The organism is Vibrio lentus, assembly GCF_002875945.1.
Classification (GTDB): Bacteria; Pseudomonadota; Gammaproteobacteria; order Enterobacterales; family Vibrionaceae; genus Vibrio; species Vibrio apostichopi.
In genome coordinates, this window is the sequence record NZ_MCZK01000102.1 from 1 (window position 1) to 14,875 (window position 14,875).

At 43.7% G+C, this 14,875-nt stretch carries 12 protein-coding genes and 1 pseudogene; 4 read left to right on the plus strand and 9 right to left on the minus strand.

All coding sequences use genetic code 11. The annotated features are described in order from the left end of the window. Positions 1-20: 20 nt before the first annotated feature. A pseudogene (locus BCT49_RS08715) lies at positions 21-254 on the minus strand (DUF1097 domain-containing protein); the annotation flags it as partial. Between the two features lie 204 nt (positions 255-458). Next, on the minus strand, positions 459-1,364 hold the full coding sequence (locus BCT49_RS08720; RefSeq protein WP_102434902.1) for a LysR substrate-binding domain-containing protein: 906 nt from the start codon (positions 1,362-1,364) through the stop codon (positions 459-461). Between the two features lie 274 nt (positions 1,365-1,638). Between BCT49_RS08720 and focA the strand changes: the two genes are divergently transcribed. Then, on the plus strand, positions 1,639-3,090 hold the full coding sequence (gene focA / locus BCT49_RS08725) for a formate transporter FocA (RefSeq protein ID WP_048662006.1): 1,452 nt from the start codon (positions 1,639-1,641) through the stop codon (positions 3,088-3,090). A gap of 304 nt (positions 3,091-3,394) precedes the next feature. Here focA and BCT49_RS08730 read toward each other — a convergent pair whose 3' ends face one another. The 3 genes from BCT49_RS08730 to BCT49_RS08740 form a co-directional block, all read right to left on the minus strand. After that, positions 3,395-3,964, minus strand: coding sequence for a YceI family protein (locus tag BCT49_RS08730; protein WP_029223680.1), 570 nt, complete (start codon positions 3,962-3,964; stop codon positions 3,395-3,397). Next, a complete protein-coding gene (locus BCT49_RS08735; protein WP_102434903.1) occupies positions 3,961-4,500 on the minus strand; it encodes a cytochrome b in 540 nt (179 codons plus the stop codon). Before BCT49_RS08735 ends, BCT49_RS08730 begins: the two co-directional genes overlap by 4 nt. Positions 4,501-4,653: 153 nt before the next feature. Continuing rightward, a complete protein-coding gene (locus tag BCT49_RS08740) occupies positions 4,654-4,899 on the minus strand; it encodes a DUF2164 domain-containing protein (RefSeq protein WP_102434904.1) in 246 nt (81 codons plus the stop codon). Positions 4,900-5,189: 290 nt separating this feature from the next. Here BCT49_RS08740 and BCT49_RS08745 point away from each other — a divergent pair, with 290 nt between their 5' ends. Next, positions 5,190-5,825, plus strand: a complete 636-nt coding sequence (locus tag BCT49_RS08745; protein ID WP_102434905.1) for a hypothetical protein — start codon at positions 5,190-5,192, stop codon at positions 5,823-5,825. Between the two features lie 573 nt (positions 5,826-6,398). Then, positions 6,399-7,136: an EAL domain-containing protein gene (locus BCT49_RS08750; RefSeq protein WP_102434906.1), complete on the plus strand. Its 738-nt coding sequence runs from the start codon at positions 6,399-6,401 to the stop codon at positions 7,134-7,136. Between the two features lie 213 nt (positions 7,137-7,349). On the opposite strand, the gene BCT49_RS08755 is transcribed toward BCT49_RS08750, so the two are convergent. The 3 genes from BCT49_RS08755 to BCT49_RS08765 are packed head-to-tail and all read right to left on the minus strand — an operon-like array spanning position 7,350 to position 12,549. Beyond that, a complete protein-coding gene (locus tag BCT49_RS08755) occupies positions 7,350-10,409 on the minus strand; it encodes an efflux RND transporter permease subunit (RefSeq protein WP_102434907.1) in 3,060 nt (1,019 codons plus the stop codon). After that, on the minus strand, positions 10,406-11,461 hold the full coding sequence (locus BCT49_RS08760; protein ID WP_102434908.1) for an efflux RND transporter periplasmic adaptor subunit: 1,056 nt from the start codon (positions 11,459-11,461) through the stop codon (positions 10,406-10,408). Before BCT49_RS08760 ends, BCT49_RS08755 begins: the two co-directional genes overlap by 4 nt. Continuing rightward, entirely contained in the window at positions 11,461-12,549 is a 1,089-nt protein-coding gene (locus tag BCT49_RS08765) for an efflux RND transporter periplasmic adaptor subunit (protein ID WP_102434909.1), read from the minus strand. Before BCT49_RS08765 ends, BCT49_RS08760 begins: the two co-directional genes overlap by 1 nt. A gap of 150 nt (positions 12,550-12,699) precedes the next feature. On the opposite strand from BCT49_RS08765, the gene BCT49_RS08770 reads away from it, so the two are divergent. Next, entirely contained in the window at positions 12,700-13,446 is a 747-nt protein-coding gene (locus BCT49_RS08770; RefSeq protein ID WP_102434910.1) for a TetR/AcrR family transcriptional regulator, read from the plus strand. Positions 13,447-13,565: 119 nt separating this feature from the next. Here BCT49_RS08770 and BCT49_RS08775 read toward each other — a convergent pair whose 3' ends face one another. Then, on the minus strand, positions 13,566-14,837 hold the full coding sequence (locus BCT49_RS08775; RefSeq protein WP_102434911.1) for a DEAD/DEAH box helicase: 1,272 nt from the start codon (positions 14,835-14,837) through the stop codon (positions 13,566-13,568). Positions 14,838-14,875: the final 38 nt, after the last annotated feature.

A 14,875-nucleotide genomic window follows, 5' to 3' on the forward strand; every position in this document is an offset into this window, starting at 1 on the left:
ATCTAAGCGGAGAAGAGCCGAATCTCTAACCCTGCGAAGGTTGAGCTTTCGATAATCACCATTGCCCAGAATACGCCCGTCATGTTGGTCAGTAAGCTACCCGCTAGTCCTTTAACACCGCCTGTTGGCGAAGCAAAATAACTGGTGCAACCTAGAAAACCTGCCCATGACAGTAAGCCGAAAGAGATAGCTATCCATCCCCATAGACCTGACAAAATACCTGTTGTTAATGAAATCGCGACTAATGTACTCATACTATTTCTAAAGCCTAATTACGCAATTCATCGCAACCGGATTTAGCCTCACTTAAAATCAAGTAAGCATATTATGGGAAGATCGCCTTCTTTTAGCCGATCACGATCACATTAATAATGTACGCGAATGTGCATTTATCACCAGATAGAGACCGGAATCGCTTATTCAACATAATTGGTTATTAGTATTTTATCAAATCTACCTTACAGAACCGACGGTTTCCCTTTCATCATGCGCTTACCTTCTCGCTTAATACACTCAGCAAGCGGGTTTTCTGCCATGTCAGCACGCCAGATAAACGAAAGCGTACGTTCCATTTCAAGCTCAGGAACATTCAAGGTAACGAGTTGCCCTGATTCAACAAACTGTTCGACATCGAGATAAGGTAGACACGTTAAATATGGGCCGTTTGCAACCAAACTTCTTAAAACAGGAACGTGTTCATACTCTCGCCAAACATCAAGATCACCAATTAAATGATGAATAGAGCTATCAAAAACTTTGCGAGTACCCGAGCCATGTTCGCGTAATACCCACTTCGCTTGCTCTAACTGCGCCAAACTCACTCTTTCACGCTTCGCAAACGGGTGATGAGCAGATGCAACCACCGTTAAATGGTCAGTACACCACACTTCTTGATGAACGCGACTGTCGTCACAACGGCCTTCGATAACACCCAAGTCATATTTATAATCTAATACGCCATCAATGACTGCATCAGTACTTTGCACGCCAAGCGAGATTCGCATCTCAGGAAAGTCGTTATCAATAATACTGATGAGGTCTGGAACCAAGTGTTCTGCTGGGGTTTGGCTAGCACCGAGTTTGAGCTCTCCACTCAATAAATGCTGCTCGTAGAAACCCATCTCAATTTGCTGCGCATCTTGCAGTAAACGCTTTGCTTTCGGCCTTAGCCACATGCCCCAATGAGTGAGGGCCATTTGCTTGCCCTGCCTCTCAAACAAAGGCCTGCCGAGCATTTTTTCCAACTGTGCAAGAGACATACTTGTCGCTGACTGAGTCAACGCCAACTTGTCTGCTGCCTGACTAACACTCCCGGAATCTGCCACTGCATCAAATACCGCGAGTTGCTTTAATGAATAACGCAAAATTCATCCTTAATTCTTTTAATAACTTATGTCCTGCTGCTCGTTTTTTATTAAGCCGATGAGCAATTAATTTCATTCTACGCGTAACCAAATCTATATCAATAATTTTGATGTGGTTTCTAAAAATTATCAATTTTACCTCTACCCCTCAACCCCCTAATCTGGAATGGCAGGACACAAACGAGCCCTGCAAAACATTACTGATTAACCATTACGGATTAACCAAGTCATTAACACTAGGAATTACACATGACGGATTGTTCAAGGGGGGGATATGGCAACCAGCACTTCTGAAAATCAGCAACTGTTCTCGCCAACAGAAATGATGGCGGAAGCCGAGAAGTTTGCATTAAGCAAAGCAAATAAAACCAGCAGCATGACATTGAGTTTGGCAATCATGGCTGGTGCATTCATCGGGCTTGCTTTTTTATTCTACATCACGGTAACCACAGGTAGCGCTGATGCTGGATGGGGATTGAGTCGCTTAGCCGGTGGCCTTGCATTCAGCATGGGGTTAATCCTGATTGTGATTTGCGGCGGCGAGCTGTTTACTAGTTCTGTGTTATCAAGCATCTCATGGGCTAACAAGCAGATCACCTTCACCAAGATGCTGTCAATCTGGGGCAAGGTTTACGTCGGCAACTTCATTGGTGCCATGTTCCTTTTAGCTTTGGTAAGCGCAGCAGGTTTATATCAATTAGATGGTGGCCAATGGGGTTTAAACGCTCTGAACATTGCACAGCACAAGCTACACCACAGCCCTGTTCAAGCATTTGCTTTGGGTGTGCTTTGTAACTTATTGGTGTGTTTAGCAATTTGGTTAACGTTCAGCTCTGCTAACGCCATGACTAAAGCAATGATGACCGTGTTACCCGTTGCAATGTTCGTTAGCTCAGGCTTTGAACACTGTGTGGCGAATATGTTCATGGTCCCACTAGGCATCACGATTCAGGCATTCGCACCAGAGAGTTTTTGGATGCAAATTGGCGCGACACCAGCCCAGTACGCAGACCTAAACATCATGAAATTTGTCACCGCAAACTTAATACCAGTGACAATCGGCAACATCGTAGGTGGTTCGGTATTGGTCGGCTTAGCCAATTGGAGCATCTACCGTCGTCCACAACTTAAAGCAGCAAAAATTACCGCTATTACACAAACAACAGAAATTACGTCAGTTAAGGAAATCACTATGAACACAGCAACTACTATCAAGCAAATCATGAACACCCAACCAATTACACTTAGCGTAGAAATGCCTACATCTGTTGCGATTGATTCACTTTTAGACGCTCAACTTGTTAGCGCTCCTGTTTGCGATGTTGAAGGCCGCTTAGTAGGTATCTTCTCTGTTCATGACGTAATGGTTGATCTTTGGTGCCAAGACTACATTCCGACTAAAGGCCAGAAAGTGGTAGACCTAATGAGCCGTGACGTAGTCGCTATCTCTGCTAGCGATAAGTTGGTCGATGTTGCTGAGTTCCTATGTATCGACAAAGAGCAACTTTACCCTACGACAAGCATGGGCTACGCCACTCGCCTGACTTCTCTTTCTCTAGAAGAGCGTGCAAAAGCGATGAAAGTAAGTCAGCCACATATGCTTCCCGTACTAGAAAACGGCGTAATGGTCGGTGTGTTGACTCGTACAGAGGTGATGCAAGCGCTACGCCCTATTTACGGTGACCGCCTAAACGTGGTTCCACAAGCTGAACTAGAAACAGCTTAACTAAGAGGGATGAGCTAACGAATACTAACTTAACTAAAACAAGGCTGGATGATTAGGGATTAGTCGTTCACTTAAAGAAATCAGTCATGGCAACGTTGACTGGCTAGAAGTAAATGGTGGCTTAAAACGTAGTAAAAGGTTTGACACAAAACAAACCTAAACGCGTTGCCATTTACTTCAATAAAAAAGGCGCAAAGTGAATACTTTGCGCCTTTCTCTATTTCTAGCTGTTGCTTTCTAGGTATATATTCAACTTTTGATCTTACATAAAAGATTGATACCAGCCAGCAATCATCAAGTTAGATTACTTCTTTACACCTTCAACGTGCAGATCCATATCTACATAGCTTGAAGCGCCCATTACTGGAATGTTGAAGTCAGCAAGTTCTAGACGAGTTGTACCAACGAAACCAGCACGCTCACCGCCCCATGGGTCTTGACCAGCACCGATGAATTCAGCTTCGATAACGATAGGCTTAGTGACACCGTGAAGTTTAAGGTCGCCCATTACTTCAAGTTTGCCTTCGCCTTTATCAACCACTTTTGTGCTGTTGAATGTTGCGTCTGAGAATTTGCTTGTATCAATGAAGTCAGAGCTACGGATATGCTTATCACGTTCTGCGTGGTTTGAATCAAGGCTTGTTGTATCAATCGTTACGTTCACTTTTGAAGCTTCAACGTTGCTCTCATCAAATGAGAAATCACCTGAGAATGTGTTAAAACGACCTTGGATAAAGCTGTAACCTAGGTGGCTAACTTTAAAGTTAACTGAAGCATGCGCACCTTTTGTATCAATCACGTAATCAGCGGCGTTCGCAGCGAAAGGCATTGCCATAGCAAATGCTAATCCTGTAGCGATAATTGACTTTTTCATTTTGAAGCTCCTATCATTTTTCGTAGCGTATCGTCTTTGTCGATAACGTGGTGTTTTATCGCCGCTAAGGCGTGCACTGATGCCAGAATGATCAGTACCCATGCAGCATAGTAGTGAACCGTACCTGCGAGATCAGATTGGTTTGCAAACAGTTCACCCATACTTGGTACAGTGAACCAATTGAAGACCTCGATCCCGCGGCCATCTGATGTCGAAATCAAATAACCTGAAATAAATAAAACTGCTAAGTTAATGTACATAAAGCCGTGAGCGATCTTCGCTGCTGCAACTTCATAGCTTTTACCTTCCACCTTAGGTGACGCGGTAACTAGTTTCCAAAGCAAGCGGATTACGGTAACGGCAGCCAAAAGAATGCCTACCGAACGGTGGTAGTCTGGCGCTGTTTTGTACCACTCGCTGTAGTATGAAAGATCAACCATCCACAGGCCTACACCAAACAAGCCAAAAATAGCGAGTGCTGAAATCCAATGCATCGCTCTTGCTAAAGGGTTGTAATTTCTAACGTTGTTGTCCATGCATCTCTTCCGAATGTTAACGAGTAGTGTAGTTTCGAAAAGCGTACCCTACACCAAGTTTGTGTAACATATTATTTACCAAGCTTTACATTGGTAACATCATTTCAAATTAAACGAGTTATTCAAATTTTTTGAACAAGTTTGGGCTAAACGTTAGATTTCAACAATTTGTTCGATCTCATAGAGCTCATCTGAGATGTCTAACATTTTACGTTCCATCACTTTTTGAGCGTCTTCTATCCCCTTGTTGTAGTAAACCGCACCAAACTTTTTACTAATGAAGTCGACCAAGAATTCCGTGTCGAACTGACCAAGCTCCACATCGAGTTCATCTTGCAGATACTTCTGAAGCACATGGGTGAGCTCCGACTTTTGTTTCGAATCTAATTGAATGGTCATGACTATTTCCAAATAAAGTGTAAGTAGTTCGATCGTGATTAGCTGACTAAACTATAATCTAGCTAACTCATCGTAACTTTGTTCACTAGTTGTCGTTTTCCTAACTAGCTATAATTCCTCATAATTTAGAATACAGACCAGTGAAGTGCCAGTGCTATCCATAAAATCGCTCGGCAATCGCTAATTTTGATAGAGGGATCAAGAACTCGCACTTTGGCGATAGGTAATGGCACCGCAATTACCGTACTATTGCCCATCAATAAGATAGTAACTGTGTATAAGGGACTTCATTGTTATTAGATCTCGTGATTAAAAGCGTCAATCAGTTTCAAGACGATTGCCTAAAGCTCTGCGAACGCCACTACCCTACGGTACACAATCAAGGAATCAGTGAGCATCACATCGGTAAGGCCTTTGCCCGACGTATGGAGCACACCTTCGTTAGCTTTAATCATGCAAGCAACATCAGCCCACTCGAAATGCTCTCCTCTGGTGAAAACCCTCGACACTTCCGAATCTCTTCTGAAATCGGCACCGTTTGGATGATCAGCCATCACATGGTGAGCGCAGGTAAAACTTGTCGTAAAAAGTTGATGCTAGACATTCATAAGTGGCAACAAGAGTATGGATTTGCCATTCAACCCAATGACGTTTTGATCATTGTGTCTGACCATTGGATTACCCGAAGTAAAAACAGCGGCGAACTTTTGCATTGGTGGATGGGAGAGCTCCCAGATGAGATTACTGAATACAGCCAACAAGGTATCACGCTAAGAGAGAGTGATTCCCAATTCGCTACTGATTTAAATAATAACTTTAGTATCAGCCCATGTTTTATTAAATTCGGTCACCCGTTAAAACGGTCAGGGAATCAACAGTTGGTTCGTAAATACCTGCAACTTTATGCGGTACTTCAATGGCAGTAAGAATACGGGTCAACTTTTTCATTCAATATTGAAAGTAAATTGTTAGACCTTCATCCCAATATTTTATAAAAGACACTCATTCCCTGTTCATTAATTATTCGAACTTCCTGTTTTAATTATTAATAGCCGTTCGACTCACTGTCTCGATTTTGAGAGATAGATATCATTTCTATGTAACTCGCTTAGCCTCTCCATTTTGTAACTTTGACATTCCCCCACAATCTCAGCCTTTAACCCTACTTTTCTCTGGTGTATCAGCGTTCTAGCCTTATATTGGTTGGGGTTAATATGAGAGACGTTACTCAGCCATTAGATTCACAGCAATTATCAAACACAGTGAATGATAAGTAAATTTAATGGTTAATGTCATTTATCATGCTGATTTTTCGTTAATTATATTTATTTAAATATTGACCCTGCAAATGAATTTTTATTAATTGACAATTTACTTACACCTGTCAATATTGTGACAGCCATGACGTATATTCCGTCATTGAATAAACATCTTTATTAGCGACTATGATTTTATCAGACAGAAGTGAATTTATTAGCTGTATATCTGTGGATGCCGATATGCAGTTTATTGCGAAATACCAAGACCTAACACTTAGAAGCGTCTATCAACCTATATTTGACAGTTCGATGACTCAGATAGGCGTTGAGGCTTTAGTGCGTATTTCGAATAGCAAAGGGGATATTGTTCGTCCTGATCACTTCTTCCATTCCGACGACACGTTGTGCAACGATAAGATCAATGTTGAAAGGCTGAGTCGCGCTATCCATATCCGTAACTTCGCACAATCGAATATTCGCCATTTACACCTTTTCCTAAACGTTCTTCCGAACGTTGGTGAGTTGTTTGCAGCAGAAAAAGTCAGTGACAGCCTGTTGGCTAAACGCCTTCATGAACTTAACCTTTCATGCGAACAAATCGTCATGGAGCTGGTAGAACTGAATGCAGAAAGTGAAGAACGCTTGAAAGATGCCGCTCACTCTCTTGCAGAAAACGGCTTTCAAATTGCTGTTGATGATTTCGGAACACAAGCGTCAACAGAACAGCGCGTTCGTCATATTAATCCCCATATCATCAAGATAGATCGCTCTGTCATGTTGGATTTTGAACAAGGCGACACAAGTGAAATGGAGTTGGTTCTTAGCCTTGCTAATCAAATTGGTGCTAAGACCGTGATCGAAGGTATCGAAACCGAACAACAGCTCGCGGCAATGCAAAATTTAGGCTTCGATATGTATCAAGGCTATCACTTAGCGATGCCAAAGCCGATTGAGTTAGATCTCCGCCTCGCAATCTAGAACTGCCCTCTATTCTCTATTCTCTATTCTCTATTCTCTAGGAAGCCGCTTTACCATTGGTTAGCGGCTTTTTAATACCTATCTCTTTCTTAACGCAACGCTCGCTGACGCTATAGTCACTTAGCACGATCTTGTATCGCCAAATCACACCCATAAAAAAGCCCAGTCAAAATTGACTGGGCTGGCTTAAAAGAATCTGTTTTATATCATTCCCTAATAACCCGCAGTGGACGGTTTGATTCTATATAGAATAGCGAACATCACTGGTACTACTATTAGCGTTAGTACGGTAGCAAAGCCTAAGCCTGCCATGATGGTAATCGCCATCGAGCCGAAAAATGCATCGAATACCAAAGGAATCATACCCAAGATAGTCGTCAATGCTGCCATAGATACCGGTCGTACACGACTAATCGCACTGTCGACAACCGCTAAGTATGGGTCTTTACCTGTTGATAGTTCAGTGTTGATCTGGTCAAGCAGTACGATACCGTTTTTCAAGATCATGCCGCTTAGACTCAGTAAGCCCAAGAACGCTGTGAAGCTGAATGGCATATTAGTACCTAGCAGGCCAATCGAAACACCAATGATAGAGAGTGGTACCGTAAACCAAATCACAAGTGGCTTACGAAGCGAATTAAACAGAAGCATAGTGATGATAAACATCAGCAAGTAACCCATTGGCAGTGAACCAAATAGAGATTCTTGTGCATCTTTTGAGCTTTCGTATTCACCACCCCAACTGATGCTGTAGCCCTCTGGTAGATCTAATGCTTCTACCTTTGGTTTAACACGAGCAAACAAGCTTGCTGGCGTTTCATCACCCAATACGTCGTGGTCAGCCAGAACTGTTAGTGTGCGCTTTCTATCGCGACGTTGAATCAGTGGTTCAGACCATTGAAGCTCTACTCCATCAATCACTTGTTCAACTGGAATGTAAGTTTGTAGCGATGGGCTCCAAATCTTCACATTGTTCAGTGATTCAAAATCAAAACGCTCTTCTTCTGGTAAACGCGCCACGATAGGTAACATATGAGTACCATCACGCAGTAAACCGATGTTGTAACCGCCGAACGCCATTTGTAACGTCTCAGACAGATCAGTTTTTGAAATGCCAAGGCGACGTGCCTTTGATTCGTTAAACAGTGGCACTAGCTCTTTAGTGCGTTCACGCCAGTCGTGACGAACATTTCGTGAGCCTGGATCGGCAAGTAAGACGTCTTCGACTTCAACTGCAATGCTACGTAATACTTGAGGATCAGCACCGATAATGCGCGCTTCAATCTTTGAAGCCGGTGACGGACCAAACTCAATCAGTTTGAACTGGAATGTCGGTTGCTCAAATTCGTTCGCTAAGTTTTTGTCTAACTCCGCTAGAACCTTAAACATGGTGTCACGGTCAGTGGTTCTTACTTGTAACTGGCTGTACGCTTCGTAGCTTTTCTCTGGTTGGTATGTCAGAGCGAAACGTTGCATGCCCTGCCCAACCGTCGTGGTTACAAACTCTACGTCGTCTTCTTGACGAATGTAGCTCTCAACCTTTTCAGTCTGCTTGATCGTTTCACGTACATCCGTACCTTCTGGCATCCACATGTCTACGTAGAACATCGGTGTATTTGATGGCGGGAAGAACTGTTGCTTCACCTTACCAAAACCAACCACAGACACGGCGAGCAATACGATCATGCTGACAACAGTTAACCATCTAAAACGCAATGCAAATTTCAGAGACGCACCGAATACTACGAACAGAATACCTTTATATGGGTCTTCGTTCTCATCGACCTTGTCTTCTTCTTTAAGTAACATTTCAGCAAGGAATGGCGTTAGTGTTAGCGCCGTTACCCAACTCAAGAATAACGAGAAACACAGTACCCAGAACAATGAACCCATGAACTCGCCCGTTGCATCTTTCGATAATCCGATAGGTGCAAAAGCGGTAATCGCAATAATGGTCGCGCCCAATAGTGGCCATTGCGTTTGTGTCACGATGTCTTTCGCTGCTTGAAGCTTGGTCTTACCTTTCTTCAAGCCAACCAAAATACCTTCAACGACAACAATCGCGTTGTCCACCAGCATACCGAGTGCGATGATCAAGGCACCTAGCGAGATACGGTGCAGTTCGACATCGTTGTAGTCCATAAGAATGAACGTACCAAATACGGTCAGTAGCAGTACTAAACCAATAATCAAACCACTGCGTAAGCCCATTGCAAAAAGCAGTACGATGATAACGATAGCAACGGCTTCTACTAGGCTGATTAGGAAGTCAGCCACTGACTTATCTACTTCTTGCGCTTGGTTGTAGAAGTAGTTCAGCTCTACACCGGCAGGTTTAATGCTTTCTAAGCGATCCAGCTCAGCATCTAGCGCGTTCCCAATCTCAACGACGTTTACGCCTGAAGAGAACGCAATGCCTAGGTTGATCGCAGGTTTACCGTTGTAAGTTAATACATTACCCGGTTTTTCTTGGATACCGCGAGTAACCTCAGCGACATCTTTCAAGCGAATCAGATTACCCGTATCACGACCATGAATGATCAGGTTTTCTAGCTCTTCAACTGTGCTCAGCGTACCGTTAGGTTTAATGGTTAGGCTTTGGCCATTCAACATTACCTCGCCTGCCGATACCACACTGTTTTGTTGCGCTAACAGTGACGTTACCGTCGACATATCTAGGTTCAGCGCCGCTAAACGCTCAAGTGACATCTCAACAAACAATTGCTCTTGTTGGTCGCCCGCGATGCTTACTTTGCCTACACCATCGACCAGTTCGATTTCACGCGTTAGGTAATCTGCGTACTGCTTTAGCTCGACATAATCGTAGCCATCACCAGTCAGCATGATCATCACACCAAATACGTCACCAAAATCATCAATGATCTGAACTGAATTGACACCACTTGGTAGCGTTGGCTGTAGATCGTTGATCTTACGACGCATTTCATCCCAGATTTGTGGTAGCTCGTCTGGACCGTAGTCCATCTTCATGCTGACCATAATTTGAGACATGCCATTCGATGAGGTCGAAGTGATCTTGTCGATATAAGGGAGCTGTCTTATCTCTTTCTCAAGGGGGTAAGTCAGCTCTTCCTCAACTTCCATTGACGTAGCGCCAGGGTAAGTTGAAATAATCATTGCATCTTTAATGGTAAAAGCTGGGTCTTCTAAACGGGATAGATTACCAAAAGACGTCACACCGCCAATGGCCAAAATGACTAGAAACAGCCAGCTGATTACTTTGTTCTTTATTGAATATTCTGCGATGTTCATTCTGCTTTTCCTGACAATTGGATTCCGTCACGGAGTTTTCTTAGATTCGAATTTACGAGTAGCTCACCTTGTTCAACACCATGCGCGATAAGTGCGCCTTGGCCGCTGATCTTGTCGACTTCAACTTCGCTTTTGAATGCTTGCCCATCTTCCATTTTCCACACGTAAAATTGGTTCGCTTCAGCGCCTGCTTGTAGCGTCGTCATCGGCAACTGGTAACCTTGAACATCACTCAGGCCCGCTTTCGCCATATCCACATTGACCGTAACGCTGGTACCCGGCAGAATTTCACTTTCAGGTTGTTGCATCTGCATCCAAAACTCGTAAGTGCGAGATTGCGGGTGCAGTTCACTGGTGTGCTCTAGATACGTTAGAGGGTATTGTCCAGAGTGGCCGCCAAAGGTTGCGTCAGGTCGATAGCTGTTCGAACGCATATCTGGGCTGATAGACGCTAAGATCGAATCTGATACTTGAATTCGCACATACACCTTGTCGTTCTGGTACACGCTGAGTAACGTTTCACCCGGTGTGGTGTTTTCGAAACGTTGCTTATCGACGGTTGAAACCGTTCCAGAAAATGGCGCTAAAAGCTCTGTGTAACTCAGCTTACGCTCTGCTGCAGCCAAATTAGCCGATGCCAGTTTATAGTTAGCGGTCAGTTGATCGTGTTCTGATTGCGACAACATCTTGCTGTCAAACATCTCAGACCCACGTGCCAGTTGCTTGCTCGCTAATTTGAATTGAGATTTAGCGTCTGTCAGATCTTGAAGGTATGTCGCGTTGTCTAAGGTCGCCAGTAGCTGACCTTTTTCGACCTTGTCACCGGCTTCAACCAATACTTGTTGAATCTCACCAGCAAGCTTAAATGCCAATGGTGTGAGCTCCGCAGGCATCACCTGTCCGTTAAAACTTCTGAATTGATCAGTCAGTGGCGCACCTACTTCAAAGGTTGAAACCAAAAGTGAAGGTTGCTCACGGTGCTCGGTTCCATTGTTACAGGCTTGAAGCAATAACGCAGATACAACCACAACTGATAATTTGGAAAGGTTCATTAAATACCGCCCTCACGTAACCAAGCTTTTACTTGTTGCCCATCAGATAACACATCGACACCCGCTTCTACGATCAGGTCGCCTGAAGACAGCCCTTCAATAACCTTGCCTTGCCCATCAAGGGTGACTTGTACTTTAGAAATCAATTGAGACTCTGGGTTGTAGCGCCACAGTTCACCGTGGCCTGCTTCTTTGCTTAACCAAGCTGAATCAACAATGCCAATACCGTAGTCCGACTTATTTTTCTGAACTTCAACTTGTGCCGTCATGCCAGAAAGCAGATTAATACCTTCGGGTTTCTCGATAGACACAACCGCTTGATAGCTGTTGGTGTCTTCGTCTGGTTGAGTTGAGATCTCTTTAAAACGCGTTGGGATACGAATGCCGCGGTGGCTATCCATCACAACCCACATGTTTGAGCTAGTTAGGTCTTGGATAGAACGGTCTTCAAGCTTTGATACCGGAATAGAGAAAGTCACATCCATCTCGCTGTGATTCAAAATATTAAGTACTGGCTGCTTTTCAGCGATTAACTGATATTGCTTACCAAACACCATCGATACCACGCCATCGAATGGAGCAACTAATGTGGTGTAACCAAGGTTTGTTTGTGCTTGGTCCAACTCAACTTCAGCGGCAGTAAAGGTGTTTACGGCTTGGTCGTAGTAATCCGTGCTTACAAGCTTCTTCGAGTACAGCTCAGACGCTTGCTTGTATTGGCTGTTCGCCAGATCAAATTTTGCTTGTGCTGCATCAACCGCAATGCGGTAATCCGTTGCATCTAGTACAGCGAGTACTTGGCCTTTCTTCACCTCTTGTCCCATACGAACAGAGAACGTTTCAATATCTCCACCCACTTGGAATGAAAGTGCGGCACGGTCGGTCGCATCCACTTTTGCGATAAAGCTATCAAGCTCGATATCCGTCTGCTGAGGGATCTCAAACAGCTTGACTGGCTTAACAACTTGAACCGTTTCTTCTGACTGAACCTTATTACATCCGGTCAAAGAGCCTGCGAGTAATAGTGCAGCAAACGCCACTCCTATCTGCTTACCCGCCTTGGCTTGAATAGACAACTTGGATTGCATGATGCTTCTCCATTTAATTATTATGATTTATTACACAGGTGGGCAGTATATTCAAAATCTCGGAATCTACAAGCTTTACTTTCCACCTGTGCAGTATTTTTTATTTGAGTAAAAACAGTGTAGAATGTGGTAATCAGGTAAATGTGTGAAATGAAGATGACTGAAAAGAAACAAGGTAGAAGAAGCGCTAAAGACGCTGAAGAGACTCGATTTCAAATAATGGCTGTTGCAGCAGATATGTTTTGTGATGCAGGTTATGAACGAGTTTCGTTACGTAATATCAGCGAAAAAGCTGGGGTGTCTCATAGCCTCATTCGCCACCACTTTGGTAGCAAAGAGAAGATATGGCATGCAATAAGTGATTGTTTACACTCATATTTTCAGTCTTATATCAGCAAGATCATGCAAGAGTTACCAAAAGACATTGCGCCAAATATTTCGATCTATTTATTCGCGATGCGCCTTTTTACCAACATGATTCACTCACACAGACCGATGCAACTTCTCTCGGATTCTGTACGTCAAGAAGATAACTTGGTTGATTATTTTATCGACAACGTGGGCGACCTTGAGTACGAAATCAATATGCTGGCTGACCAATACAACAAAGCAAATCCGGAAAAAACCGTTAATATTTTCGAAATAAAATGGCAAATGATCATGTTCGCCAACGGAGCGGTTTGTTTAACTCCTTTCATGGAAAGCACTTGGAACGAAGGCGACATGGAAACGAGTGCAGAGGAAGCTTTAATGAAGCATTGGCAAATGTTCAATTCGCAGATGATCAATCAATTTAATATTGAGGAGAAATGGGTACTTAACCCGGCGACTCTTGAAGAGCTAATTTACGAAGTGCCTTGCGTGTGGAAGTGTAATCCAGAACACAATAAATCCTGATACTGTTCTCCAAGTCCGAAGCAAGTGTACTTAATACAAAAACGCGCCGTTACAGAATCAACTGTAACAGCGCGTTTTTATATGTATAGATCTTTAATCTAGTTCTTTAGATCGGCTTATTAGCGACGTGCTTTACCGCGGTTTTGGTGAATCTTAAGCTTTGCTTTCATCTTACGTTTTTCTGATGAGCGACCCTTACTGCGACCACCTCGATCAGGTGCCACGTCTTTCTCAAGGCTTGGTTCAAAGCCTTCTAGCCACTCTTGAGGTAAACGTGTATCCAGTAATCGTTCAATATCACCCAGTAGGTAAGCTTCATCCTGACTCATCAAAGAAATCGCTAAACCGCTGTTGCCTGCGCGGCCTGTACGTCCAATGCGGTGAACGTAATCTTCAGCTTTAAATGGCATGTCATAGTTAACCACTTGTTCTAGTTGCTGAATGTCGATACCACGAGCTGCCACGTCGGTTGCAATCAACGCACGCACCTTGCCTGATTTGAAATCGTCCAGTGCCTTTTGGCGCGCACCCTGGCTCTTATCACCATTGATTGATGCCGCTTTAATGCCGTCTAGCTTAAGTTCTTTTACTAGCGCATCCGTACCCTGCTTAGTTTTAGTGAATACCAACACTTGTTGCCAGTTCTTTGAACCGATCAAGTAAGCCAGCAGTTCACTCTTACGTGATTTATCAACCGGATAAACCATCTGGGTAACCGTGTCCGCAGTGCTGTTTTTTGGCGTGACTTGAATTTCACTTGGCGACTGCATCATACGGTGAGCAATCGTCTTAATCTTATTATCAAACGTTGCCGAGAAAAACAGGGTCTGACGAACGTCATTCATGCGTGAAAGAATGCGTTTAATATCAGGCATGAAGCCCATGTCCAACATGCGATCCGCTTCATCAAGTACCAACACTTCAGTGTGGTTTAGTACGATGTTCTTAGTGAAAATATGGTCGATAAGACGACCAGGCGTTGCCACCAAGATATCTGCGCCGCCACGTAGGTTATCAGTTTGAACCTTCATGCTTACGCCACCGTAAGCCACAACCACTTTAATGTCGGTACCTTTTGCGTAGCTGGTTACGTTATCAAACACTTGTTGTGCCAGTTCACGTGTTGGCACTAATACCAATGCACGAACTAACTTAGGGTTTGGGATAACGTTGTCTTTAGTCTCGATTAACCTCTGAATAATCGGCAAACCAAAAGCTGCCGTTTTACCCGTACCCGTTTGCGCACCAGCCAATACATCTTTGCCTTCTAGCACCAATGGAATCGCTTGCTCTTGAACACTGGTTGGAGCCGTAAAGTTAAGCTCGGTGAGTGTTGTAAGCAGTTGGTCAGACAATCCAAGTTGGTTAAAAGATTTAGTAGGTTCAGACATAGTATGATGCTCAAAGATTAAATAGGCGCGGATTGTAG